24 protein-coding genes are annotated in these 24,676 nt (G+C 32.8%); 23 read left to right on the top strand and 1 reads right to left on the bottom strand.

Features of this window, described 5'->3' with window-relative positions; all coding sequences use genetic code 11:
• The first annotated feature begins 3 nt into the window (after window positions 1–3).
• The 23 genes from ACE94K_RS17615 to ACE94K_RS17505 all read left to right on the top strand — a co-directional run bounded on the left by ACE94K_RS17615 (window position 4) and on the right by ACE94K_RS17505 (window position 23,421).
• On the top strand, window positions 4–762 hold the full coding sequence (locus ACE94K_RS17615; RefSeq protein WP_378175394.1) for an ABC transporter ATP-binding protein: 759 nt from the start codon (window positions 4–6) through the stop codon (window positions 760–762).
• The gene (locus tag ACE94K_RS17610; RefSeq protein ID WP_378175391.1) at window positions 755–2,044 is read left to right on the top strand and encodes an ABC transporter permease; all 1,290 of its coding nucleotides are present in this window, start codon (window positions 755–757) and stop codon (window positions 2,042–2,044) included. Before ACE94K_RS17615 ends, ACE94K_RS17610 begins: the two co-directional genes overlap by 8 nt.
• A complete protein-coding gene (locus ACE94K_RS17605) occupies window positions 2,022–2,468 on the top strand; it encodes an acyl-CoA thioesterase (RefSeq protein WP_378175388.1) in 447 nt (148 codons plus the stop codon). The genes ACE94K_RS17610 and ACE94K_RS17605 overlap by 23 nt, the downstream gene beginning before the upstream one ends.
• Window positions 2,465–3,601 carry a beta-ketoacyl synthase N-terminal-like domain-containing protein gene (locus tag ACE94K_RS17600; RefSeq protein WP_378175385.1) on the top strand — a complete coding sequence of 379 codons (1,137 nt, stop codon included), beginning with the start codon at window positions 2,465–2,467 and terminating at the stop codon, window positions 3,599–3,601. Before ACE94K_RS17605 ends, ACE94K_RS17600 begins: the two co-directional genes overlap by 4 nt.
• The gene (locus ACE94K_RS17595; RefSeq protein WP_378175382.1) at window positions 3,601–4,215 is read left to right on the top strand and encodes a 3-oxoacyl-ACP synthase; all 615 of its coding nucleotides are present in this window, start codon (window positions 3,601–3,603) and stop codon (window positions 4,213–4,215) included. The genes ACE94K_RS17600 and ACE94K_RS17595 overlap by 1 nt, the downstream gene beginning before the upstream one ends.
• Before the next feature lie 2 nt (window positions 4,216–4,217).
• The gene (locus ACE94K_RS17590; protein WP_378175379.1) at window positions 4,218–4,475 is read left to right on the top strand and encodes a phosphopantetheine-binding protein; all 258 of its coding nucleotides are present in this window, start codon (window positions 4,218–4,220) and stop codon (window positions 4,473–4,475) included.
• A gap of 1 nt (window position 4,476) precedes the next feature.
• The gene (locus tag ACE94K_RS17585) at window positions 4,477–5,673 is read left to right on the top strand and encodes a beta-ketoacyl-[acyl-carrier-protein] synthase family protein (protein WP_378175376.1); all 1,197 of its coding nucleotides are present in this window, start codon (window positions 4,477–4,479) and stop codon (window positions 5,671–5,673) included.
• On the top strand, window positions 5,673–6,737 hold the full coding sequence (locus ACE94K_RS17580) for a beta-ketoacyl synthase chain length factor (RefSeq protein ID WP_378175373.1): 1,065 nt from the start codon (window positions 5,673–5,675) through the stop codon (window positions 6,735–6,737). The genes ACE94K_RS17585 and ACE94K_RS17580 overlap by 1 nt, the downstream gene beginning before the upstream one ends.
• Window positions 6,731–7,504, top strand: a complete 774-nt coding sequence (locus tag ACE94K_RS17575; protein WP_378175370.1) for a polysaccharide deacetylase family protein — start codon at window positions 6,731–6,733, stop codon at window positions 7,502–7,504. Before ACE94K_RS17580 ends, ACE94K_RS17575 begins: the two co-directional genes overlap by 7 nt.
• Complete coding sequence (locus ACE94K_RS17570) at window positions 7,497–8,126, top strand: outer membrane lipoprotein carrier protein LolA (RefSeq protein ID WP_378175367.1); 630 nt, start codon at window positions 7,497–7,499, stop codon at window positions 8,124–8,126. The genes ACE94K_RS17575 and ACE94K_RS17570 overlap by 8 nt, the downstream gene beginning before the upstream one ends.
• Entirely contained in the window at window positions 8,107–8,730 is a 624-nt protein-coding gene (locus ACE94K_RS17565; protein ID WP_378175364.1) for a hypothetical protein, read from the top strand. Before ACE94K_RS17570 ends, ACE94K_RS17565 begins: the two co-directional genes overlap by 20 nt.
• A 1-nt stretch (window position 8,731) precedes the next feature.
• A complete protein-coding gene (locus tag ACE94K_RS17560) occupies window positions 8,732–9,097 on the top strand; it encodes a 3-hydroxyacyl-ACP dehydratase (RefSeq protein ID WP_378175361.1) in 366 nt (121 codons plus the stop codon).
• A gap of 11 nt (window positions 9,098–9,108) precedes the next feature.
• Window positions 9,109–9,579 carry a hypothetical protein gene (locus ACE94K_RS17555; protein ID WP_378175358.1) on the top strand — a complete coding sequence of 157 codons (471 nt, stop codon included), beginning with the start codon at window positions 9,109–9,111 and terminating at the stop codon, window positions 9,577–9,579.
• Window positions 9,580–9,664: 85 nt separating this feature from the next.
• Entirely contained in the window at window positions 9,665–10,873 is a 1,209-nt protein-coding gene (locus ACE94K_RS17550; RefSeq protein WP_378175356.1) for a DUF2062 domain-containing protein, read from the top strand.
• The gene (locus tag ACE94K_RS17545) at window positions 10,866–14,546 is read left to right on the top strand and encodes a 1-acyl-sn-glycerol-3-phosphate acyltransferase (RefSeq protein ID WP_378175353.1); all 3,681 of its coding nucleotides are present in this window, start codon (window positions 10,866–10,868) and stop codon (window positions 14,544–14,546) included. Before ACE94K_RS17550 ends, ACE94K_RS17545 begins: the two co-directional genes overlap by 8 nt.
• A complete protein-coding gene (locus ACE94K_RS17540; protein WP_378175350.1) occupies window positions 14,547–16,088 on the top strand; it encodes a phytoene desaturase family protein in 1,542 nt (513 codons plus the stop codon).
• Window positions 16,088–17,755, top strand: a complete 1,668-nt coding sequence (locus ACE94K_RS17535) for a C45 family autoproteolytic acyltransferase/hydolase (protein WP_378175347.1) — start codon at window positions 16,088–16,090, stop codon at window positions 17,753–17,755. Before ACE94K_RS17540 ends, ACE94K_RS17535 begins: the two co-directional genes overlap by 1 nt.
• Before the next feature lie 122 nt (window positions 17,756–17,877).
• Window positions 17,878–19,161, top strand: a complete 1,284-nt coding sequence (locus ACE94K_RS17530; RefSeq protein ID WP_378175344.1) for a phenylacetate--CoA ligase family protein — start codon at window positions 17,878–17,880, stop codon at window positions 19,159–19,161.
• A 440-nt stretch (window positions 19,162–19,601) separates the two neighbouring features.
• Window positions 19,602–20,021, top strand: a complete 420-nt coding sequence (locus ACE94K_RS17525; RefSeq protein ID WP_378175341.1) for a hypothetical protein — start codon at window positions 19,602–19,604, stop codon at window positions 20,019–20,021.
• Between the two features lie 601 nt (window positions 20,022–20,622).
• Window positions 20,623–21,429, top strand: a complete 807-nt coding sequence (locus ACE94K_RS17520; protein WP_378175338.1) for a sensor histidine kinase — start codon at window positions 20,623–20,625, stop codon at window positions 21,427–21,429.
• Window positions 21,426–22,094, top strand: coding sequence for a response regulator (locus ACE94K_RS17515; protein WP_378175335.1), 669 nt, complete (start codon window positions 21,426–21,428; stop codon window positions 22,092–22,094). The genes ACE94K_RS17520 and ACE94K_RS17515 overlap by 4 nt, the downstream gene beginning before the upstream one ends.
• 449 nt (window positions 22,095–22,543) lie before the next feature.
• Window positions 22,544–22,873, top strand: coding sequence for a YtxH domain-containing protein (locus ACE94K_RS17510; protein WP_378175333.1), 330 nt, complete (start codon window positions 22,544–22,546; stop codon window positions 22,871–22,873).
• Between the two features lie 74 nt (window positions 22,874–22,947).
• Complete coding sequence (locus ACE94K_RS17505) at window positions 22,948–23,421, top strand: hypothetical protein (protein WP_378175331.1); 474 nt, start codon at window positions 22,948–22,950, stop codon at window positions 23,419–23,421.
• Between the two features lie 59 nt (window positions 23,422–23,480).
• On the opposite strand, the gene ACE94K_RS17500 is transcribed toward ACE94K_RS17505, so the two are convergent.
• Entirely contained in the window at window positions 23,481–24,674 is a 1,194-nt protein-coding gene (locus ACE94K_RS17500) for a class I SAM-dependent methyltransferase (RefSeq protein ID WP_378175328.1), read from the bottom strand.
• Window positions 24,675–24,676: the final 2 nt, after the last annotated feature.

The raw sequence follows: 24,676 nt of genomic DNA, 5'->3' as shown, positions 1-24,676 counted from the left end.
TGAATGGACACAATTCCTCTTATTCAAATAAAACAGGTTTCTAAACAATATAAGGGTGCTACCTTTTTGTCTTTAGATGGCGTGGATTTGAAAATAAATAGAGGAGAAGTGTATGGTTTACTGGGCCCCAATGGAGCAGGTAAAACTACATTAATTTCCATTCTATGCGGTTTAGTTAAACCAACTTCTGGTGAAGTGCTTATCTCTGGAAAAAGTTTTAAAACGAATACTAAAGAAATTCAAAAGATCATTGGGGTTGTGCCACAGGAATACGCTTTATATCCAAAGTTAACTGCCAAGGAAAATTTGATATACTTTGGGAGTATGTTTGGAATGAGAAAATCCGAATTAAAACCAAAAGTTTTAGAGCACCTAGATCAATTAGGATTGCTTCCTTTTGCAGATAAAAAAGTAAAAACGTTCTCTGGTGGCATGAAAAGAAGGGTAAATCTAATTGCCGGAATTCTTCATAAACCTGAGTTGTTGTTTTTGGATGAACCTACAGTCGGAGTAGATGTGCAATCAAAACAGGCAATAACTACAAAGCTTAAGGAGCTTAACAAATCGGGAACAACTATAATCTACACTTCACATCATTTACGAGAAGCTCAGGATCTGTGCTCTTTGGTAGGGATTATTGATTCTGGAAAAATAATTGCAGAAAACACACCGGAAACATTGATTTCGGAGACTGAAGGAGCGAGAAACTTAGAAGATGTATTTATTGCTCATACGGGAAGAGAATTACGTGACTATGCATAGATTTTTAGCTTCCATAAAGAAAGAGTTTCTATTGTTGTTTCGGGATCCCGGAGGCTTGGTTATTTTATTTTTAATGCCAATAATATTAGTAGTAACAATTACCCTAATACAGGATGCTACATTTAAATCTGTAACAAGCAATACTATTGAAATACTTCTTGTAGACAAGGATAAAGGTAAGTTGTCTGATGAAATTCATAAAAGTTTTGTGAATATTGAATTTCTGGAGCCGGTTTCTAAAATAGATAATATTCCTTTGACAGAAGAAAAAGCAAGTCAATTAGTGGCTTCAGGTGATTATCAGCTGGCTGTCATTATCCCAGAAGGATTAAGCAAAGAACTTCAGAGTCAAATAGACAAAAATATTAACAAAATTCTGGAAGAATTTGAGGGAGCTCAGGATTCAACAAAGCTGAGAGATGTTCAAACAGCATTATCAAGTAAAGTAGTGAAACTTTATTTTGATCCAATTACTCAGGAAACTTTTAGAAGCTCTGTTATTTTTGCTGTAGATAAATTGGTGGCCAATATTGAAACTAAATCAATTTATGAAGCTTTTGAAAGAGAATTAGGTGAGTCTGAAAGCCTTAAGTCCTTTAATAGAGATAATTTTGTGAAATACGAACAAATCAATCCCTCTTTGTCTGGAGAATCCATCATACCTAATTCTGTACAGCATAATATTCCTGCTTGGACACTATTTGCGATTTTCTTTACCATTTTGCCTTTGTCATTAAACGTGGTACATGAAAAAGGGCAAGGTACATTTGTTAGATTACAAACAACACCTGTTAGTTATTCAACCATTATCAGTGGTAAAGCATTTTTATTTTTAATGGTTAGTTTGTTACAATTTACATTAATTTTATTACTCGGTATTTTTGTATTCCCAAAACTAGGTTTGCCTGTTTTGGATTTAGGAGATCAACTATGGTTGTTGTATCTTGTAGCATTGGCTTCAGGCTTAGCTGCTACTGGATTGGGAATTTTATTAGGAACTGTTTTTAGTTCTCATGAACAGGCAGCGCCATTTGGTGCTGTTTTGGTTGTTTTGTTAGCAGCCATAGGAGGAGTGTGGGTGCCTGTTTTTGCAATGCCGGATACAATGCAAATCTTAGCTAAAATATCTCCAATGAACTGGGGATTAGAAGCTTTTTATGACTGTTTCTTGAGAAAAGGAGGATTGGTAGATATTCTTCCTGAAATTGGTTTGCTTATTGGTTTTTTTATTAGTACTATCGTAATCGCTATATTATACTATGAAAAGAAAAAAGCGGTCTAAAGAAGTTATAACAGATATCAAACACCTACACGAGGTAAGAGTCAGGTTTAATGACTGTGATCCACTAAGTATTGTTTGGCACGGAATTTACATTACCTATTTTGAAGAAGGTAGAGAAGCCTTTGGTAGAACTCACGGGTTATCGTATTTACATTTTAAGGATAATGACTTCGTGACACCAATAGTTAATTCTAATTGTAGTCATAAATTGCCGCTGAAGTACGGAGATATTGCCACTGTAGAGACTATTTACGTAGATAGCCCAGCTGCAAAAATGATTTTCAGATATAATGTATTTAACCAAAATAAAGAGCTTGTTTGCGTCGGTGAAACAACACAAGTATTCTTAGATATGGATGGAAATATGTCATTGACTACTCCTGAATTTTTTCTTGATTGGAAACGTAAAGTTGGATTAATATGAGGAAAGTCTACTTAGTTTCAGATAATATTATTTCTCCACTTGGTTTTTCTACTGAAGAAAATATCCAACAGCTACGCGCTAACCAAACCGGGATTAAAAAAGTTGACGATGACCAAATATGGTCAGAACCTTTTTTTGGTTCCGTAATTGATAACGATACACTCTCACAAGCGTGGAAAACAGTTTCAGTTGGCAAAAACTATTCAAAGTTAGAAAAGATGATGTTACTATCTGTTTCTAAATTATTGGCTAACAATCCGTCGCTGGATATTACCAAATGTGGAGTGATTATTTCCACAACCAAAGGTAATATAAATAGCCTAAGAAGTGGTTCTGAAGAGAAAGCATATCTCGGCAATATTTCCAAAACTTTACAGGATTTTTTTAAATTAAATAACACTCCCGTAGTATTATCAAATGCCTGTATTTCTGGAGGATTAGCCCTGGCAATAGGTAAGCGTATGATCCAGGCAGAACGCTTTGAAGATGTTGTGGTTATAGGTGGTGATTTATTGTCTGAATTTACGCTTTCAGGATTTTTTTCATTTCAAGCAGTTAGTGAGACAGCTTGCAAACCCTTTTGTAAACATAGAACCGGAATTAGTCTTGGAGAAGCGGCTGCTTGTGCGTGGCTTAGTGCTAACAAGAAATACGTAACAAAACAACCAATATGTATTACAGGAGATGGTTCTGCAAATGATGCAAATCACATTTCGGGTCCTTCAAGAACCGGAGAAGGACTTTATATTAGTGTAATGAAAGCATTAAACGAGGCTGGTGTGGAGAGTCATCAGATTGATTATATTACTGCCCACGGAACCGCAACTCCATTTAACGATGAGATGGAAGCCATTGCTTTTAACAGAGCACGAATGCAACAAATCCCCATCAATAGTCTTAAAGGATATTACGGACATACATTAGGAGCATCTGCTCTCATAGAAAGTATAATAGCAAGACATTGTTTATTAAATAATGAACTGTTTGCTTCTTTGGGATTTGAAGAATTAGGAGTATCAAAACCTATTAATGTAATCTCAAAGAATGACAAAAAAGAGTTGCATAGAGTCTTAAAAACAGCTTCCGGTTTTGGGGGGTGTAATGTAGCATTGATCATTGAAAAAGAAGCATAGTGAATAAAGAAAAGTATTACATATCTGATTTTTGTTTGCTTCGGGATCAAAAGGTTTATAAAAATGGAAAGCAGATCTATGAAGATTCAACATCCGAAAACCTGAAAGATTTAGCAAAAGGAATCTATAATTTTTTGGAATTAAAATATCCTAAATTTCACAAAATGGATGAGTTGTGTAAGTTAGGTTTTTTGGCTTCAGAGATTTTGCTAAAAGATATGGGTTATGTAGATCAGGAGACAGCTTTAGTGTTTTCAAACAAAGCATCCAGTCTTGATACTGATAGAAAACATCAGAAAAGTATTCAAGATCGAAGTAATTTTTATCCATCTCCTGCGGTGTTTGTCTATACGCTCCCTAATATTATTATGGGTGAGATAAGCATCAAAAATAAACTAAAAAGCGAAAACGCATTTTTTGTTACCGATACTTTTAATGCTGATTTTATGACTAGCTATTCAGAAGTTTTGATGCAAACAGGAAAAGCGAGTAATGTTATTTGTGGCTGGGTAGATTTGGATAATGATAAATATGACGTATTTTTGGCTTTTCTTTCAAAAAAAGGTAAAAAAAAGCTAACAAAAGAAGAATTAAATAATTTATATAATCAATAGTTATGGCTGAGTTAAAAGAGGAGCTAAAAGAAAAAATAATAGAACAATTAAGTCTGGAAGATGTAGAGGTTAGTGAGATAGGGGATGATGATCCGCTTTTTGGTGACGGTTTAGGATTAGATTCGATTGATGCTCTTGAACTAATCGTATTATTGGAAAAGGATTATGGGATCAAACTTAAAGACCCTAAAGAGGGTAAAGCAATATTTGAGTCTATTAGCGTAATGGCCGATTATATTTCAAAACATCGTACAAAATAATATGAATAAAGGCATTGCCATTACTGGTATGGGAATTATATCTTCTATAGGAAATACTGTAGAAGAAAATCTTAATGCTTTGAAGTCAGTATCTCCCGGAATTTCTAGAATAGAGATGTTGGAGACACGTCACCGTGACGAAATTATGGTGGGTGAGATAAAGAAATCAAACAGAGAGCTGGAAAAAGAATTAGGTCTAGACCCTTTGCATAGTTTTTCTAGAACAGCAATGATTGGAGCTATTGCGGCAAAAGAAGCAATGCAGAATGCCAATATTTCTGATGTCCATGAGTACAGAACCGGTTTGATTTCCGGAACAAGTGTAGGTGGTATGGATACAACAGAAAGATATTATTTGGAATATACCGAAATTGAGGATAATAGGAGATTTATTCAAGCACAGCACGCAGGCTTTACTACTCAATCCATATCTAATTATTTAGGAATTAATGGCTATGTTTCCACCATTAGTACTGCTTGCTCTTCTGCAGCAAATGCAATTATGCTAGGCGCCCGAATGATCCAGGCCGGAAAAATTGATAGAATGATTGTAGGAGGAACAGATGCGCTGTCTAAGTTTACTATAAATGGATTTGGCACTCTGATGATTTTATCAGATTCAGAATGCACTCCTTTTGACGAAAACAGAAAGGGGTTAAATCTTGGTGAAGCTGCAGCATTCCTAGTTTTAGAAAGCGATGCCATCGTTGAAAAAGAAAACAAGAAGGTTTTAGGCCGTGTTGCGGGATGGGCAAATGCCAATGACGCTTATCATCAAACAGCTTCATCTTCGGATGGAGAAGGAGCATATCGGGCAATGAACAAGGCATTAGAAATTGCTGATCTAAAGGCAGAAGATATTGATTATGTAAATGCTCATGGAACCGCTACGCCCAATAATGATTTATCTGAAGGAGTAGCGATGACTAGAATTTTTGGAGAAGAGAATACACCGATTTTTAGTTCTACCAAGGCGTTTACAGGACATACACTTGCCGCAGCGGGTTCTGTAGAAGCTGTATATTCACTGCTATCATTACGGGAAAATCTTATTTTTCCTAATCTAAATTTTAAAACTAAGATGAAAGAGTTTTCTTTGGTTCCACAAACTGAGCTTATTTCTAAAGAAATGAATACTATTTTATCGAATTCTTTTGGTTTTGGAGGCAACTGTTCCACTTTAATATTTACAAAATAATGAACGATTGTTTTATTAATGGTATAGCTTGTATTTCTGCGCAGCCCACAACAGATCCCGATACATTTTTAGAAGAGATTATTTCCTACAAAGAATCTATATTCAGAGCTCACGATCCTAACTACAAAGAATATATTAAACCTGCAGCCATGCGCCGTATGTCAAAATCTGTAAAGATGGGGGTTACGACAGCATCCATGGCACTGAATCAGTCTGGTGTAGAAATGCCTGATGCAATTATTACTGGTACCGGAATGGGTTGTAAACAGGATTCTGAGAAATTTTTAGAAAATGTTCTTCATAATGATGAACAGTTTTTAACACCAACCTTGTTTATTCAGTCAACGCATAATACCGTTGGTGGTCAGGTGGCTTTGGGCTTAGGATGTAAGGCATATAATGTGACATATGTTCAAGGTGCCGCTTCTTTTGAGATATCTTTGATGGATGCACAATTAATGCTGTCCGAAGAACCTGAAAAAAATATTTTGGTAGGTGGTATTGATGAAGTAGCAAAAAACTCTACGCGCTTGCACTTACTCGATGGTCAGATTAAGGAGGGTGCTGTTGATGTCCTTAATCTTTTAAAATCCACCACCACGGGAACAGTTTACAGTGAAGGATCGACATTTTTGGTAGTGGGAGGAGAAAAGACGGATAAAAGTCTTGCTAAAATTGTTGATATAGAAACCATCAGTATAGGCAGCGAAGAAGAGATTAAAGAAACCATAAATACTTTTATTACACGTCAAAAACTATCAATAGACGATATCGATGCAGTCGTTCTAGGAAATAATGGAGATATTAATTTTGACCGTTACTATAAGCATTTACAAACTACTATTTTTGAGGATACAGAGCAATTGTGCTATAAACATTTAATAGGAGATTATCCGGTAGCTTCTAGTTTTGGATTTTGGCTGGGCTGCAAAATTTTTGAAACTAATGAGGTTCCAGAGATCCTTAAAGTAAATGATGTAACTTCAAAAAAATATGAAAATATACTTTTGTATAATCAATATTTAGGAAAAAACCATAGTATAGCGTTGTTACAACGATGCTAATCAGACACATAGTTAATATTGTATCCGTAATTGCCGGTATCTTGTTGATCTGGGCAGTAAGTTTCAATAAATTCCCGTGGTGGAGTTTAATTGTTCTAGCTTTTCTTTGGTTATTTATTACTACTTATGGTGTAGCCAATATACGATCTGGCTACTTTTTAAAAAGCTTAAGTAGAAATCCTCACGTGTCAGGTAAAAGGATAGCGATTACATTTGATGATGGACCAGACCAGAACACACTAGAAATCCTTAAAGTTCTAGATAAGTATAAGGTTAAAGGTACTTTTTTTTGTATTGGTAAACAGGTAGAAAAACATCCTGAAATTCTGAAGAAAATTATAGAAGCCAAACACATAGTAGGTAATCATACTTTTTCTCACGATAAACTTATTGATCTTTATAGCACAGATAAGTTTACTCAAGAAATTACAGAAGCAGATAAAATCATCAAAAAAGTTTCTGGGCAAAAACCATTATTGTTTAGGCCTCCTTATGGTATTACGAATCCCAAAATAGCAAGAGCTGTTAAAAATACCGGACATATAGTAATCGGTTGGAACAAAAGATCATTTGATACTACCATTCCTTCTGAAAAAATGATACTAAAAAGAGTTACAAAAAACCTTAAAAATGGTGATGTTATACTTCTTCACGATACAAAAACGATTACGGTGACAGTATTGGAACAATTGTTGCTATTTTTGCAGAAGAATAATTTTACAACCGTTACCGTAGATGAACTATTTTCAATACAAGCCTATGTTTAGAAGTTTACTATATATTAGCTATTTTTTATGTTTTTCAATAATAAAAGCTCAGGAAGTAAAACTTTCAGCTTCTGAATCGAATATTTTTAAGAAAGAAGTAAGTGAAAGCGCGCAAAAGTCCAAAACCATTGTAAATACTTTTGTACAGCTAAAACATATAGATTTTCTTTCTAATGATATAGAAAGTAGCGGAGACTTATATTTTAAGGCTCCTGATATTATTAAATGGTCTTATACTAAACCGTATGAGTACAGTGTGATTTTTAAAGAAAAAAAATTATTTATCAATGATGCAGGAAAGAAAAGCGATATCAATCTGGCATCTAACAAAGTTTTTAAGAAATTGAATGATTTGATTGCAAAAAGCGTAAGTGGTGATATGCTTGATGACACTCAGTTTTCGATGAGTTTTTTTAAAGACAAAAATCAGTATATCGCAAAACTATTGCCAAAAGATCCAACATTAGAAAATATGTTTAAGGAGATTATATTAAGCTTTGATGCTAATGATTATTTAGTGTCAAGTGTTAAACTCATAGAGCCTTCTGATGATTATACGCTTATCAATTTTCAAAATACATCTGTAAATGAACCTATTCCGGATGCGGTTTTTTCTCATTAGTATCTTTTTGTTTACTGTTTTTGGTTGTAAAGTAACAACTGTTAAGAATTTTACGCCATCCAAGCTTGTTACAGGAGAAAGGATCACTAATCCATATTTTTCTGACAAGAGTGTTGATTATGTTTATAAAGCAGATATAAATATTTACGGTAACGAATTTAGTGGGATTTTAATTTTAAAAAAGATAACTGATCAAAAACATCGCATGGTGTTTACTTCGCAATTTGGCAGCACATTTTTTGACATAGAGTTTGAAAAAGACACCTACAAAATCAAGACGATCATAGAACAGCTTGACAGGAAAATTATTTTGAACACCTTAATTCAGGACTTTTCGTTATTGGTAAAAGAGACGGGGGCGGTTGCTAATAAATATTATAATGATGTATATAATGTTCTTGAAAATCAAATGGATAAACGTATTAATTATTACTTTTATCATCAATCTGATCAAAGGTTAGTGAAGATAGTTCATGCCTCTAAAAGAAAGGAAAAATTTATCATACATTTTGATAATGTTTCCGAAGATAAAATAGCTAATAACGTACATATCGATCATAAAAATATCAAACTGAAAATAGAATTAAACTTCCTAAAAAAATAACATGTTAATCGCCGATTTATATAAAATTAATAAAGATACTGTAAGGGATGGTATACAAACTACGTCTATTACGTTAAATCCAGACAGTGATGTGTTTAAAGGGCATTTTCCTGGAAATCCTGTTACTCCTGGAGTTTGTACCTTACAGATGATTAAAGAAATTACTGAAAATCGAACAGGTTCTTCTTTATTTATGAAGAAAGCCTCTAATGTAAAATTTATGGCAGTAATCAATCCGGAAAAAACCCCGGATTTAGTTATAATTAATGATTTTACTGATAGTGATGAAGAAATCAAAGTGAAGAGTACCGTACAATATGGTGAAACTATAGCTTTAAAAGTTGTAGTTACTTTTGTAAAATTATAAATAAGTCCTTTATGAAATTTTTAGTTGTATTTATTGGTTTGTTTTTAACGAATACATCTGTTGGAGACCTCACAACAGTAAGAGAATTATATAGATTTGCTAAAGATTCTAAAGAAAACACAGAGAAGTTTCTACAGTATATAGAAAAAACAGACTATCAGAACGATTTGGTTTTAAAAGCGTATTATGGATGTGCGCTAACATTAAAAGCTTCATTTTCTGAAAAAAGAGGAGATAAGATATCTCTATTTAAACAAGGAAAAAAAATAATAGAAACTGCAATTGAAGCCGATCCGAATAATATCGAGTTAAGGATGATCAGACTAAGTGTGCAAAGTAATGCTCCGAAAATTACAAGATATTATAGGAATATAGAGGAAGATAAAAATTATCTTCTAAGTCATATAGACAAGGTCAATTCTCCGAAATTAAAAGAATTTATAAAGGGCTTTATGTCATCTTCTGAGGTTTTTGAAAAGTAATTTTTATTGAATCTATAATTATTCCAAAATCGGTAATTCTTCTATTTTATAATTATACTATTTTTGCAATGGAAAAAATAGTACTGTGACCCAAACTGCATCATATGATCATCGTTTTGAAACACTGAATTGTTGTGTTTTTATTCCTACATACAATAATCAGAAAACATTGGATCGAGTAATTCAAGGTGTACAGAAATACACTAATAGAATTATTCTTATCAACGATGGTTCTACAGACGATACAGCTACTATTTTAGAAAAATATCAAGAGTCCATTACTATTATCACTTTTGCTGAGAACAAAGGAAAAGGAATGGCACTGCGAGAGGGTTTCAAGCAAGCTCATCTTTTAGGATATGATTATATGATTACCATTGATAGTGATGGTCAGCATTTTCCTAGTGATTTACCGATTTTTTTAGAGGCATTAGAAAAGCAAGATCCCGAAACTCCATTACTATTGATAGGTTCACGTAATATGGATGATCCTTCGGTTCCAGGTAAAAGTAGCTTTGGAAATAAGTTTTCTAACTTTTGGTACTATGTAGAAACCGGTATTAAGCTCAAAGATACACAATCAGGTTATAGATTATATCCAATAAACAAGATCAATAAACTAAAACTGTTTACAACCAAGTTTGAATTAGAAATAGAGGTAATCGTAAAGCTTGCCTGGAGAAATGTAGAAGTTCGCAATATACCCGTTCAGGTTTTATATGATGAAACAGAGAGAGTATCACATTTTAGACCTTTTAAGGACTTTACGCGAATTAGTATTCTAAACACCTGGTTAGTTACCTTAACGCTGTTTTTTTATTTACCAAAAAGACTTGTACAGCGTGTAAAAAAAAAAGGATTTAAGAAATATTGGCGAGAAAATGTATTAAGAAGTGACGATCCGCCATTAAAAAAAGCAAGTGCTATAGCATTAGGTTTATTTATCGGAATTGCTCCTTTCTGGGGATTTCAAACCGTTTTGGTAATTTCGATAGCAATTGCTTTAAAACTAAACAGACCCATTGCATTTTTATTTTCCAATATCAGTATTCCTCCGTTCATTCCGTTTATCATTTATGGTAGTTATCAGATAGGAGCGATTGCCATGGGAAAAGAAATGGATGCAACACTAAACATTGAAGATATCAAGTCAGGAACAGATGTTTTTAAAAGTCTTGGCCAGTATGTTTTGGGGAGTTTTATTTTAGCAACAATAGTATCTTTGATTTCAGGATTCATTGCGTATTTGTATTTTAGCTCTCGCAAATCCAAAAGTAATGCTGTAGATGCATAAGTTTTTTCTTTCTATATACCAATATATCAGACAACATAAATTAATTTCATGGCCAATAATTGTTGGTGTTTTTGCGGTATTTGCCTTTCTGGCAAGCAATATTGGGTTTGAAGAAGATATTACCAGATTAATTCCTAACAGTGATAAATCAGAGATAACACAGAAAGTTCTAAAAACTGTTTCATTTGCAGATAAGATAGTAGTTAATATAGCTAATAAAGGAGAAAACCCTGATGATCTTACAGCATATGCTTCAGTCTATATTGACTCGATTAATGCTCATCTTTCAAAGTATGTAGATAAAATTCAGGGAAAAGTTGTAGATGATAACGTCTTGGAATTGTATGATTTTGTCTATAAACATCTTCCGTTTTTTCTTTCAGAAACAGACTATGAAAAGATAGCTAGTAAGATTAATCCGGACTCTATTACTACGATCATTGAGAATAATTATAAAGCGTTGATTTCTCCCACAGGTATTGTGACTAAGAAGTTTATTGTAAAGGATCCTTTATCCTTAACCCCGAAGGGACTTCAAAAATTGGCTCAATTACAGCTAGGAGATAATTATGATCTATACAATGGTTTCTTAATAACTAAAGACCGAAAGAATTTGTTGTTATTTCTTACACCAGCTTTGGCTACCAATGAAACCGGAGAAAACACAGTTTTTGTTGAAAAGCTGAAAAGAATTACCGCGACTATTAATAAAAAGTTTTCAGAGCAAGCTGAAGCCACTTTATTTGGAGCCACGTTATATGCCGTTGCCAACGCCAAACAGATCAAAAGAGATATACAGCTTACTGTTAGTATTGCTCTGAGTATTCTATTACTTATTTTAATTTTCTTTTATAGAAAACTAGCAGTTCCATTAATCATATTTACACCAACGATTTTTGGAGCGGTTATGGCCATAGCTATACTGTATTTGATAAAGGGAGAAATATCGGCAATATCATTGGGTATAGGTTCTGTATTATTAGGAATAACTTTGGATTATTCATTACATATTCTCACACACTTCAGGAATAATAATGATGTAAAAGAGCTATATAGAGATGTATCTCTTCCTGTAATTATGAGCAGTTTGACCACGGCGGTAGCTTTTTTATGTTTGATCTTTGTTAAATCTGAAGCGTTAAATGATTTAGGAATCTTTGCAGCTGTAAGCGTAGTAGGAGCATCCATTTTTGCACTGATCTTCATTCCGCAGGTATATCGGTTTTCTGAAAGTAAAAAAGCCAAAAGAAAAACATTTATTGATAAAATTTCTCAAACAGATTTCCATAAAAACAAAGTACTGATTTCGATCATTGGGATCGTTTTTATTGTAGGCTTATTTCTTTTTCATAAAGTTGGATTTAATACAGATCTCAATACTATGAATTATCAACCAAAAGAACTACTGGCTGCTGAAGAAGATCTAGATAGAATCAATAATAATAAAGCAAAATCAATTTATGTAGTTTCACATGGTAAAACACTCAATGAGGCATTAAATGCCAATAATAAACTGTTTGAAACGCTAGAGCAGAAGAAATCAGTAGATGAAATCATTAATTTTAGCTCGGTAGGAGGAGTCGTTCTTTCAAAGGAAGCACAAGTAGAAAAGATTGAGCTATGGAATGATTTCTGGACAGAGCAAAGAAAAGATTCGATAACTAATCTATTAAAAGAAAAGGGAAGCCTGGTGGGTTTCAAACCTAAGACATTTAATCAGTTTTACACAGCTCTTAATGATGAAATCAACCCTATAAGTTTTAATGAATATCAAAATATCAAAGAATTATACCTTGATGAGTTTGTGACAAATGAAGAGGGTTTTTCGACTGTCCTTTCTGCAATAAAAGTAGATCATAAGAACGCTGATATGATCAATGCTTCTCTTAGTAAAGTGGCTAATACTGTTGTGATTGATCGCAAACAACTAAATGAAACATTATTAGGAAACCTTAAGAATGATTTTAACTCATTGATAGCATATTCTCTTGTAGCAGTGATATTGTTGTTGCTATTTTTTTACAGAGATCTAATGCTCACCTTGTTGACAGCATTACCTATTGCGATTACCTGGGTAATTACTTTGGGAGTTATGAAGATGTTGGGAATTGATTTCAACATTTTTAATGTCATCATTTCTACGTTCATTTTTGGTCTTGGTGTTGACTACAGCATTTTTATCACCAATGGACTGATTAAAGAGTATACCTATGATGTTAGAGAGTTGCCTACTTATAAGACTTCGATATTACTATCAGTAATTACCACAATTTTAGGGGTAGGGGTTTTGATATTTGCAAAACATCCTGCCCTTCGATCTATTTCTATAGTTTCTTTAATCGGAATTATATCAGCAGTTTTGGTTTCATTTACCATTCAGCCAATGCTCTTTAGGCTTTTTATTACCAACCGGGTTAAAAAAGGATTAACACCGCTTAGAATTCGTCAAACGTTGTGGTCTATTTTTAGTTTTGGATATTTTATTATAGGAGGATTTATTATCTCAATATTGAGTAGCCTCATCATTCCTTGGTTTCCTGTAAGTATGAAAAAGAAAATGGCTTTTTTTCATAAAATTGTTTCTAAACTTATGGGATCCGTATTATATTCTAATCCATTCGTAAAGAAGAGAGTATTTAATCCAACTAACGAAGATTTTAGCGAGCAGTGTATCATAATAGCAAATCATTCATCCTTTTTAGATATTATTTCTATTGGAATGCTGTATCCAAAATTAATTTATTTGGTAAAAGATTGGGTATACGATAATCCGGTTTTTGGTAGGGCTGCTAAATTGGCCGGTTTTTATCCGGTTTCTTCAGGTATTGAGGGAGGAGTAGAACATCTTCGCGAAAAGGTAAAACAAGGATATTCGCTTATAGCATTTCCGGAAGGATCAAGAACAGATACGGCTAAGATGAGTAGATTTCATAAAGGATCATTTTATTTGGCTCAGGAATTAAAGCTAGATATATTGCCCGTAGTCATTCATGGTAATGCACAGGTTTCTCCTAAAGGAGATTTTATAATCCACGATGGTGCAATTCAGTTAAAGATTTTACCAAGAATTACTGTAGATAATCAAGAATTTGGAACTGGTTATGCAGAAAGAACCAAAAAAATAAGTGCATATTTTAAAGAGCAATATTTTGAGTTACAAAATGACCTAGAAGGTATTGATTATTATAAAAAAGCATTATTAGATAATTATAGATATAAAAATTGTTTTAAGAGCATTCAATCCGATTACGCTAAGAACAAAGAAAAATATTATAAGGCGGCAAGTTTCATCGAACATAAAGATAGCGTCTTACAGTTAAGTGATGACTATGGACAGTTTTTATTATATCTAAGTTTTAAAAGGCCTTATGCAAAATTAAAAGGAATCATTACGGACGATGAAAAGTTAACAATTGCTAAAAACTGTTACTCCACTATTCGGAATAATGTCATATTTCAATCAAATGAAGATTTGACATCGTTAAAATTTGATGTATTTTTGTTACATACAACTACACCAATACAACCACAAAACATAAAAGATTTGATTTCAGAAAATGTAAAAAAGATTATTTTATTTTCTGAGTATAATAATATTCCCGAATCGTTAAAAACTGCTTATAAAGTAGATATTCAGGAGGTTGGGTTAATAGTTTTGAATAGAATTAAGTAAATGCAAGATAAATTTGATGTTGTAATTATCGGAAGTGGATTGGGTGGATTGGTTTCTGCAAATATACTTGCAAAAGAAGGCAAGACCGTTTGCGTACTAGAAAAAAATAACCAATTCGGAGGAAACCTGCAGACTTTTGTTAGAGACAAAAGCATATTCGACACGGGCATTCATTATATAGGAGGTTTGGATAAAGGTCAGAATCTATATCAGTACTTTAAGTATTTAGGTATCATGGATGATCTAAAATTGAAAAGAATGGATATCGATGGTTATGATATGATCACTTTCGATGATGATGAAAAAGAGTATCCACACGCACAAGGTTACGATAATTTTGTAAAGCAATTAGTGAAGTTTTTTCCGGAAGAGGAAGAGGGAATCAAAAAATATGTAAGTAAAGTAAGAGATACTTGCTATAAATTCCCGCTCTACAATTTGGAACACGGAGATCGGTACTATGGTGAAGATTTATTAACGCTCAAAGCAAAAGATTATATTAATAGTGTGGTGGAGAACCCAAAACTAAGAGCAGTTTTGGCAGGGTCAAATTTATTGTATGCAGGTGATCCTGATAAAACACCTTTTTATGTGCACGCACTATCTATTAATTCATATATGGAAAGTGCCTGGAGATGCATTCAGGGTGGAAGTCAGATCGCTAAACTATTGGTTAAAAGGTTTAGGGCGCTTGGCGGGAAAATCTATAAATATCAAGAAGTAAATAACTTTAGTTTTGAAGATGGACAGATTGTATCCGTTTCTACAACAAAAGGTGATACCTTTTATGCGGATAACTTCATTTCTAATGTAGATCCAAAGCTAACCTTGCAAATAATTGGTAAGGAACATTTTAGAAATTTGTATTACAAACGAATACAAAATACAGAAAGTATTATTTCTTCATTTAGTCTATATATTGTTTTTGAAAAAGGAACATTTCCTTACATAAATAAAAATTATTACCATACCCACACACCAGATAAAGTATGGACTACTCAAAATTATACTGAGGAGAGTTGGCCCGAAGCTTACCTGATTTCTACTAATGAAGATCTTAAAAACCCAGGATTTGCAGAGAATTTGACTTCTATTGCTTACATGAGGTTTGATGAGATGGAACCTTGGGCTGATACTTTTAACACAGTAGCTCAAAAAAATGATAGAGGAGAAGATTATGAAGCATTCAAACAACAAAAGATTGAGGCTTATCTAAAAGAAATCGAGAAAAAGTTTCCTAACATTAGGTCTTGTATTAAATCAGTACACACATCAACACCTTTATCTTATAGAGACTACATAGGATGTTATGAAGGTTCTATGTATGGCTTTGCCAAAGATGCTGATAATCCTATGAAATCATTTTTATCTCCTAGAACAAAAATTCCTAATCTGTTATTTACCGGCCAGGGTTTAAATATGCACGGTGTTTTGGGAGTAACGATAAGTGCAGTGGTAACCTGTGGAGAATTGGTTGGCAAAGAGCATTTATTGCAACGTATTAAAGATACTTTAGCAGAAAAAGAATTGCTCGATTCATAATGAAGAATATTGTTCATCATATACTTTTCTTGATTTTTATATCGCTTTTGTCTTCTTGTGGTGTGAAGAAATCATTAGCGGCAAGGCCTGACATTACTGGAATCGAAAATGTAGATACAACAAGGATAAAACACAGTAAAACGTTCTTCACATTAAACAACAATCTTCTTCGTAAAAATAAGCAGGGATTATGGGAGCTTTATCTAGAAGGTGAACCTCTTGAAAGAGGAATAGCTGCCGGAAGTCTTAGCAGAGAATTGATCAAAATTCAGGAAGATGCTTTTATAGGAAAAATTACAGATTTAATTCCTTCAGAAAGCTATTTAAGATTTTTAAGTAAAATTGTGGCTTGGTATAATCGGAAGTTACACCTTAATGTTCCGGAAGAGTATAAAACCGAAATCTACGGTGTATCTAGATACGCTTCTGATGAGTATAATGATTTTGCAGAGCCTTATGTGAGAATGTTATATGCGCACGGAGCACATGATATTGGTCACGCATTGCAAGACTTGATGTTAGTAGGATGTACCTCTTTTGCTGCGTGGGATGATAAGACAGTAGATGGTAAGTTGCTTATAGGACGTAATTTTGATTTCTATGCGGGAGATGATTTTTCTAAAGAAAAGTTAGTCACCTTTATGAATCCTTCAGAAGGATATAAATTTATGACCTATGGATGGGCGGGAATGATGGGAGCATTGTCAGGAATGAATGAAGAAGGATTAACAGTCACGATTAACGCAGGAAAATCTAAAATTCCTTTAATAGCAAAAACGCCGATTTCAATACTAACCAGAGAAATACTACAATATGCTTCTACTATCGAGGAAGCAGTCGAGATCGCTAGAAAGAGAGAAGTATTCGTATCAGAATCCATAATGATTGGCAGTGCAAAAGATAAAAGAGCTGCATTGATCGAAGTTGCTCCGGATAACTTTGGGGTGTATGAAGTGCCAAATTCGAATCAATTAGTATGTGCTAATCATTTTCAAAGTGAAGCCTATACTAATGACAAAAGAAACCAAAAAGCGATCCTTGAAAGCCATTCTTTTTATCGGTATAAGAGAATGACAGAGCTTTTATCTGAAAATGATAAGTTAAACCCTGAAAAAGCAGTAGCTATTTTAAGAAACCGAGACGGTATTGATAATAAACTAATAGGGTACGGAAATGAAAAAGCTTTGAATCAGATGTTAGCACATCACGGTATCGTATTTCAACCAGAAGAACGAAAAGTATGGGTTTCAACAAATCCTTATCAAATGGGAGAATTCGTAGCCTACGATCTGGATGAAGTTTTTGAAAAAATTAAGGCAAAGAAAGAGGAAGTTGTAATTGCTTCAGAGTCGTTAAATATTCCTGAAGATCCTTTTATTTACTCACAAAAATATGCTAACTATGAGGCATTTAGAGTGTTGAGTAGAACAATAGAAAGTGCGACTGAGAATGAAGAAAAAGTTACCAAAGAACAGCTTCAGAAATATGAAACATTGAATCCAAATTACTGGGCTACGTATTTTGTGTTAGGCCAATACTATTATGTACAGAAGGAATATAAAAAAGCCTTAGTAAAATTTAAACAAGCTGAGAAAAGAGAGATCACCACAGTTCCTGATATGAAATTAGTAGAAAAGTATATCAGAAAGTGTGAACGAAAGATATAGTACTATTAATTAATTGTATTTTATAACTTGTTGAGATTTGAAAAAGTTTGAAATGTCTAGTAGTTTTGAAAATTTTAAAATGAGTAGACCTGTGAGGTCTTGATAGAAATAACTAATAGATTATGACAAAAGATATAGAGCAATTAACATTATCAGAAATAACAAAACTTCAGAATAAAAAACTACAGGAGTTAATTGCTTTTATATCGCAAAATTCACCCTATTATAAAAGACTGTTCGCTAATCAGGGTATTTCAGAAGTGGATATAAAAACAGTAGAAGACCTCAAAAAGCTTCCAATTACAACCAAAGATGATCTTCAGGCTTATAATGATGATTTTTTATGTGTTCCAAAATCAGAAATCGTGGATTATGTAACTACATCCGGAACATTGGGCAAGCCTGTTACATTTGCGCTTACAGAAAATGATTTAGAAAGATTGTCTTACAATGAAGCAATTTCTTTTCAAACGGCCGGGGTAACCAAAACTGACGTGGTGCAGTTGACAACTACTTTAGACCGCAGGTTTATGGCAGGTCTCGCATACTTTTTAGGAACTAGAAAATTGGGAGCGGCTATGGTGAGAGTAGGATCTGGAATACCGGAACTACAATGGGATTCTATAGAGCGGTTTCAATCGACGTATTTGGTAGTAGTCCCTTCATTTTTATTAAAACTTATTTCTTATGCAGAAGCACACGGAATTGATTATAGAAATTCTTCTGTAAAAGCCGCCATATGTATTGGCGAGCCATTAAGAGATCAGAATTTTAACCTAAACACTTTAGGAAGTAAGATCAAAGAAAAATGGGATATTGATCTATATTCTACCTATGCTTCTACAGAAATGAGCACTGCCTTCACAGAATGCGAAGCACATCAGGGAGGGCATCATCGTCCGGAGTTAATCATCACAGAGATTCTGGATGAAAAAGGAGAGCCTGTAGAAGAAGGTCAGGTAGGAGAGTTAGCCATAACTACATTGGGTATAGAGGCAATGCCTTTAATACGATATACTACAGGAGATATGGTACAAGCGCATAAAGAAGCTTGTAGTTGCGGCAGAACAACGATGCGATTAAGTCCGGTATTGGGCAGAAAGAAGCATATGATTAAGTATAAAGGAACCACACTCTATCCGCAAAGCGTAATTGAAGTGTTAACCAGTTTTGAAGGATTAGGAATGTATGTGATTGAAGTAGTCACGGGAGAATTGGGGACGGATAAACTCCTCATTCATGTATCTGATTCTTTAAGTTCATTACAACAAAAAGAACTAAAGGAACATCTTAGAGCAAACCTTCGGGTAGTGCCTGATTTAATATTAAACTCTAAAGCTGAGCTAAAAGTTAAAAAATTTCCAGAAATGAGTCGTAAACCAATTTCATTTATAGACTCTAGGTAAGTATAATGAATTACCAGACCTCTCAGGTTTTCAAAACCTTTGAGGTCTTTTGTTTTGTCTTTTTCTTTGAAATAACAATATGAAAGGTATTTATGATTTATAGTATTGTTAAAAGAAAAATTTTTTAACTCCCTTCCTTCGAAGGAAGGGTCGGGGATGGATGTTATTCAGATATATTATTGTTGTATTAAAACAGAAATATATGATAAATATATGTGTTTGATTTTCAGTAAAAAGGAAGTTTTCTCTTTTTTCGAAATCAAATTTTCTTACATTTCCCTAACGAGATACCTACTATTTATTTTAAATTTAGCAAATACTTATTTACATATGATTAGTGTATCATAATTTATGTATCTAGGATATCAGATAATTTACATACCCATACTCCATATTTTGTTAATATAATAAATCATATTACTAATTTAAACCAAAACAAAATGAATCCAAACAACGAAAACACAGTATCGTTAGAAACAGCTCAAGACTGGACAAAAGCTTGGAGAGATCAATGCCCAAACAATTGTAAAGCATTTTTAGTGCCTGCTGTTGATTTAATTGAAGTTTTAAATGAAATGGGTATACTTGGAGATAAAGCGGCCAAAAAAGCGCAGAAAAAGGCTTCTAAAAACAATCTGGATGTAAGAGCCTATATGGCTATTGGATCTGAAGATGGAGGTCCTGTAGAAGAAAGGCTATTGATTGTGGGTACCCAAGAAGTAGATGGCGTATATAGAGATATCATCAACGGAGAAATAGATGGAAAATCAGCTGGTTTAGGAGATGGACCTAATAGCGGAATATATGATGTTACTTCTCCTTGTCCTCCAGTATGCGACCCTAATAGTCCTTTAATCTAGTATAGATGATTTTTTTAAAAAGCTTAATTTATACTGGAAATATATTTTTAATATTAAATGCAGTTTTATATTTAAAAGCCTTACCTAAAAGTAAGGCTTTTACAATTTTCACAATTTTTTTAGTTACTATTAGTATAATTCAAACTAGTATGACTTTGATAAGTCGTATTCTTCATGAAAATAATTTATATTTAAATAACGTTTTTTTGATATTACAATTTCTAATTCTATCTGTTTTTTACAGTGTCTTGTTAAAACGTAGATTTATAATCCCTATTTTAATTATAATTTTATCATTTTTAAGTTATCAGTATTTGAGTGATCTAAACTTATTTTTTGTTTATAATCCGATTGGAATTAGCTTGACTCAGACAATTTTGATGATATATTCCTTGTTTTATTTATATGATTGTTTAAAAGAAAAAAAGCCTCAGTTTTTATTGATTAACATAGGAATATTTTTGTATTTAATTTGTAGCACTTTAATTTTTGCTTCTGGAAATTTAATTTTTAATATTAATATACCTCAAAAAACTTATCTTTTGCTTTTAAAGATAAATGCTTTTTTATTTATCATCTTCCAAATCCTAATCTTTATAGAATGGAGAAAGAATTATTACAAGAAGATTCACAGATCATAGTGATTATTCTAATCGCTATTATGGTGTTATTGCTTATGGCAGTATCTTTAGTGCTTTTCTTTTTCTTTTCTCGCAAGAAAATCATAGCCGCCGAGTTGGAGAAAGCTAATCTGGAACTTTCTCATCAAAAAGACCTATTGCATAGTACCATTGAAACCCAAGAAGAAGAACGAAAAAGAATTGCCCAGGATTTACACGATGCGATTAGTGCAAAATTAAATGTAGTAAGCCTTAGTACCAATGTTTTGATCGATGGCAAATTAAATAAAGAAGAGCAGGAACGAACCTTGCAAAATATTCTGTCGGTAACAACAAAAACATTAGAGAGTTCTAGAAGGTTAGCACATAATTTATTACCGCCAATTTTGGAGAATTTTGGGTTAAGTGCAGCGATAGAAGAGCTTTGTGATGAGTTTATAAGTAGCAAGAAAGTAATTATTGAGTATACCATTGATTATAATAATTTATTGCCTAAAAGAAAGGAATTGCATATCTTCAGGATAATTCAGGAATTATTGAATAATTCTATTAGACACGGTAAAACCGAAAATATTATTTTAAAGATAAATGATACTCATGAATACTTAGAAATTAAATATGTTGATAACGGAAAAGGATTTGATATAACATCGGTAAACAAAAATAAGGGAATAGGACTCAAAAATATTGAAAGTAGAGTAGAAATGCTCGGTGGGAAGCTTTCATATCACAGTGAGATCGGTAATGGAGCAACTTTTAATATTAGCGCTAAAAAACCTCAACCATGAAAAAAGACATCATAAAATTAGCCATAGCCGATGACGAAACATTATTTAGACAAGGAATCACATTTATTCTTGATAAAGAAAGTAATATTGAAATAAACATTCAGGCAGAGAATGGTAACGACCTGATCAAGCAATTAGAACTCACCAGAGATTTACCAGAGATTATTTTAATGGATCTTAAAATGCCGGACCTTAATGGCGTAGAAACAACTAAAATTGTAAAGAAACAGTATCCGGATATAAAAATTATTGCCCTTACAAGTTACTACAGTAAACCTTTTATTACCAATATGATGCAACAAGGGGCTGTTGCGTATCTGGCTAAAAATGCTACACCATCAGAAGTTATTAACACTATTAATCACGTGGCCATAAAAGGGTTTTATTATGATGATAATGTCATGAGTATTTTGGAAGAAGCTTCATTAAAAAAGAACAATCCATCCAGAGATGATGAATATTTGACTAAACGTGAGCGTGAGGTCTTAAAATTAATTTGTGAGCAAAAAACGACTACTGAAATAGCAGAACAATTATTCATTAGTCCAAGAACAGTAGAGGGGCATCGCAATAATTTACTGGTAAAAACAGGATCTAAGAATATTGCAGGTCTCGTTATCCACGCAATTGAGAATCAAATTTTTGTTAGAAATCAGCATATTTAATTTTCTAATTACTCCGTAAACTATCGGTTTTTAGTATTCTTATAAGAAAAAGTATTAAAATAAATAACAGAAATTTTCCCTGTTAACATATTTTTATGTTAATTCGGTATGTAAAAGGTTAAAACCCGTTAAAGCACTTGACAAAATCCTTATCAGCCCTATATTAATGGTGTTGATTAATTAAACAAAATTAATGATCACGATTGTTAGGAGTAACTCCTAACAAAAAGAATTTGAAATTTTGAAAAGTTATTAAATACCATCCCGTATTTCAGTTTTTTAGATTACAATTAAAAAACTTCTAAAGTAAGTTCTATTACTAAATAGCTTTTTTCGAAAACCATTTTTAAGGATAATAAACAACTTGCATTACATAATGCAGTTTATTTAAATGGACACAGATCGATCAAATTCACTTAAAACTAATTTTTAACATTTAAAACTTAATTATGTCAAGTAACAACAGTACAATTATCGGATTAGCAACAGGAGCAGCTTTAGGAGCAATAACAGCACTTTTGTTTGCACCCGATTCAGGAAAAAACACCAGAAAAAAAATAAAAGTAAAAGTAAAAGATACGACAGACGATCTTGCCGAACGTGCAAGTAAAATTTCGGATGAAATTACTTCCAAATTTAATTCTCAAAAAGCGGAGTTTTCAAAGGAAATTGACGGTTTAGTAAGCGATATGAGTTTAAAAGCCGATGATGTTATCGTAACACTAGAGAAAAAATTGGAAATGTTGAGAAAAAGAAATGAAAAGATTAATGCTAACTAACGACTCGTTTAATGTCGTTAATCACCACCCATAAGAATAATAGTTAGTAATTAATAATTTCAAAAAAAAGAAACATGAAAAATTTAAGAAAAATATCAATTTTAGCCATTTTATTTACCTTTTCCTTTGCTGTAGCGCAAGAGCATCCGATGGAAATCACCAAAGAAACAACTGTAAAAACATATGAAATTGAGCAAGGTAATACAACAATTCCTTACGAAATTACCATATGGAATAAAGAATTAGATCCAATTAAGTTAGAAAAAGAGGATCGTTACAAATTGAATCAGGATAGAGTAGACGCGCAGGAAAGAATTACCAAAGTGATCACGATTGATGACCAATATGATAATTCTTTTGATAACACCATACAAATATCGTATTTAAAAGAGGCAGATAAGGATTTTAAAATGATGCCGACGGAAGACGGGTTTGTAATTATGGTAAGAGGAGAAGAATTTAGATATTCAGTAAAAAATAAAGATTATAAAGTAAAGTCCACTGATAAAAATTTCTTTATGATTGAAAAATCTTCAGATTCTAAATAAGAATTTACCAGTTAGGATAAATATATAATTTGAGAATTCGGGTCACATTTAAATTAGTTTTAAATGTTGGCCCGGATTTTTTTACATTCTAAAACCACTTTTTCATTTCTACAATTTGTCGTAAAAAATAAAAAGATTTCACCACCATCTTTAATTTTAAATTTCTTACGAATTTCTGAAACCGTTTCAGGAAAATTACGTGTTGTAATGTTTGCCTTTACGATATTTTCTTTCTTTACATTATGTTTTTGATATGGTATCATTTTTTGTATCTCGAAACTTCTTCCAGGAAATTCAATCAAGTGATCACTGGTATATAAATGTGAATGTTGATGTAGTTTTATTATGTCATACTTTTTAGCAATACAATTAAAACCTCCTGCTTTCATAATAGCAGCGTTTGGTTCGTACAGATATTTTTTAGGCAAAGAAAGTTTTGCTTCAGTCATATGCTCCTCTTCAAAGTGAAAAGAAAATGTTTGATTTTTTGTCTTGGTAATATTGAAGGTTATTACATTAACATCCTTATCAAAGTCTTTTTCTAAAACCCATAATAACTCCTTGACTTCATTATCTACGGCTACTACATGGATTTCCTTTACAAATTGTAAAGATTTTAATCCGGAGCGAATATCAAGTAGGGGTGAAGTTTTAATCAAGATATTCGAGCTTTTAGAAAATAAAAAATTAATATTGGACGGCACGTCCGGAAGACAATCCTCCAAGAAAAAAACTTTGCCTTTGCTATCGTTTCTTCTGGATGGATCGATATAAATCCAATCTAGGTGATTAAAACTTTTTAAGATTTTGAGTCCATCACCCAATTTAGGTTCAACGTTATTCAACCCCAACACCTCAAAGTTATGAGAAGCAATTTCACTCAATTCAGCATTGAGCTCACAATGAATAACTCGATTCATTTTTTTAGAAAAGTAATAATCGTCAATTCCAAAACCTCCCGTAATATCTATCAATATTTCTCCAGAGATGAGTTTACTTTTATAAAGTGCAGTAGCTTCAGAAGAGGTCTGTTCTAGGTTAAGAGTAGGTGGATAATACACTCCTTTCGTATGATGCCAGGTAGGTAACTTACCTTTTGCTTTTAATCGACCACTAATTTGTTGAGCAAGATCCTGAGCGCTTATGTTTTCAAAAGGACTTCCTGATAGAATCAATTTAGTCAAATCGATATTTTCATCAGATTTTTTGAAAATATAATCCTGTATTTCTGTATGTAAAATTTGAGTATTCAATC

The organism is Aquimarina besae (genome assembly GCF_042434905.1).
Taxonomy (GTDB): domain Bacteria; phylum Bacteroidota; class Bacteroidia; order Flavobacteriales; family Flavobacteriaceae; genus Aquimarina.
This window is presented reverse-complemented; position numbering and strand designations above follow the sequence as displayed.

Excerpts from the sequence above, each read along its gene's own strand:
- ACE94K_RS17615 (WP_378175394.1), top strand. The coding sequence starts at position 4 with ATGGACACAATTCCTCTTATTCAAATAAAACAGGTTTCTAAACAATAT.
- ACE94K_RS17610 (WP_378175391.1), top strand. The coding sequence starts at position 755 with ATGCATAGATTTTTAGCTTCCATAAAGAAAGAGTTTCTATTGTTGTTT.
- ACE94K_RS17605 (WP_378175388.1), top strand. The coding sequence starts at position 2,022 with ATGAAAAGAAAAAAGCGGTCTAAAGAAGTTATAACAGATATCAAACAC.
- ACE94K_RS17600 (WP_378175385.1), top strand. The coding sequence starts at position 2,465 with ATGAGGAAAGTCTACTTAGTTTCAGATAATATTATTTCTCCACTTGGT.
- ACE94K_RS17590 (WP_378175379.1), top strand. The coding sequence starts at position 4,218 with ATGGCTGAGTTAAAAGAGGAGCTAAAAGAAAAAATAATAGAACAATTA.
- ACE94K_RS17585 (WP_378175376.1), top strand. The coding sequence starts at position 4,477 with ATGAATAAAGGCATTGCCATTACTGGTATGGGAATTATATCTTCTATA.
- ACE94K_RS17580 (WP_378175373.1), top strand. The coding sequence starts at position 5,673 with ATGAACGATTGTTTTATTAATGGTATAGCTTGTATTTCTGCGCAGCCC.
- ACE94K_RS17575 (WP_378175370.1), top strand. The coding sequence starts at position 6,731 with ATGCTAATCAGACACATAGTTAATATTGTATCCGTAATTGCCGGTATC.
- ACE94K_RS17570 (WP_378175367.1), top strand. The coding sequence starts at position 7,497 with ATGTTTAGAAGTTTACTATATATTAGCTATTTTTTATGTTTTTCAATA.
- ACE94K_RS17565 (WP_378175364.1), top strand. The coding sequence starts at position 8,107 with ATGCGGTTTTTTCTCATTAGTATCTTTTTGTTTACTGTTTTTGGTTGT.
- ACE94K_RS17560 (WP_378175361.1), top strand. The coding sequence starts at position 8,732 with ATGTTAATCGCCGATTTATATAAAATTAATAAAGATACTGTAAGGGAT.
- ACE94K_RS17555 (WP_378175358.1), top strand. The coding sequence starts at position 9,109 with ATGAAATTTTTAGTTGTATTTATTGGTTTGTTTTTAACGAATACATCT.
- ACE94K_RS17545 (WP_378175353.1), top strand. The coding sequence starts at position 10,866 with ATGCATAAGTTTTTTCTTTCTATATACCAATATATCAGACAACATAAA.
- ACE94K_RS17540 (WP_378175350.1), top strand. The coding sequence starts at position 14,547 with ATGCAAGATAAATTTGATGTTGTAATTATCGGAAGTGGATTGGGTGGA.
- ACE94K_RS17535 (WP_378175347.1), top strand. The coding sequence starts at position 16,088 with ATGAAGAATATTGTTCATCATATACTTTTCTTGATTTTTATATCGCTT.
- ACE94K_RS17530 (WP_378175344.1), top strand. The coding sequence starts at position 17,878 with ATGACAAAAGATATAGAGCAATTAACATTATCAGAAATAACAAAACTT.
- ACE94K_RS17525 (WP_378175341.1), top strand. The coding sequence starts at position 19,602 with ATGAATCCAAACAACGAAAACACAGTATCGTTAGAAACAGCTCAAGAC.
- ACE94K_RS17520 (WP_378175338.1), top strand. The coding sequence starts at position 20,623 with ATGGAGAAAGAATTATTACAAGAAGATTCACAGATCATAGTGATTATT.
- ACE94K_RS17515 (WP_378175335.1), top strand. The coding sequence starts at position 21,426 with ATGAAAAAAGACATCATAAAATTAGCCATAGCCGATGACGAAACATTA.
- ACE94K_RS17510 (WP_378175333.1), top strand. The coding sequence starts at position 22,544 with ATGTCAAGTAACAACAGTACAATTATCGGATTAGCAACAGGAGCAGCT.
- ACE94K_RS17505 (WP_378175331.1), top strand. The coding sequence starts at position 22,948 with ATGAAAAATTTAAGAAAAATATCAATTTTAGCCATTTTATTTACCTTT.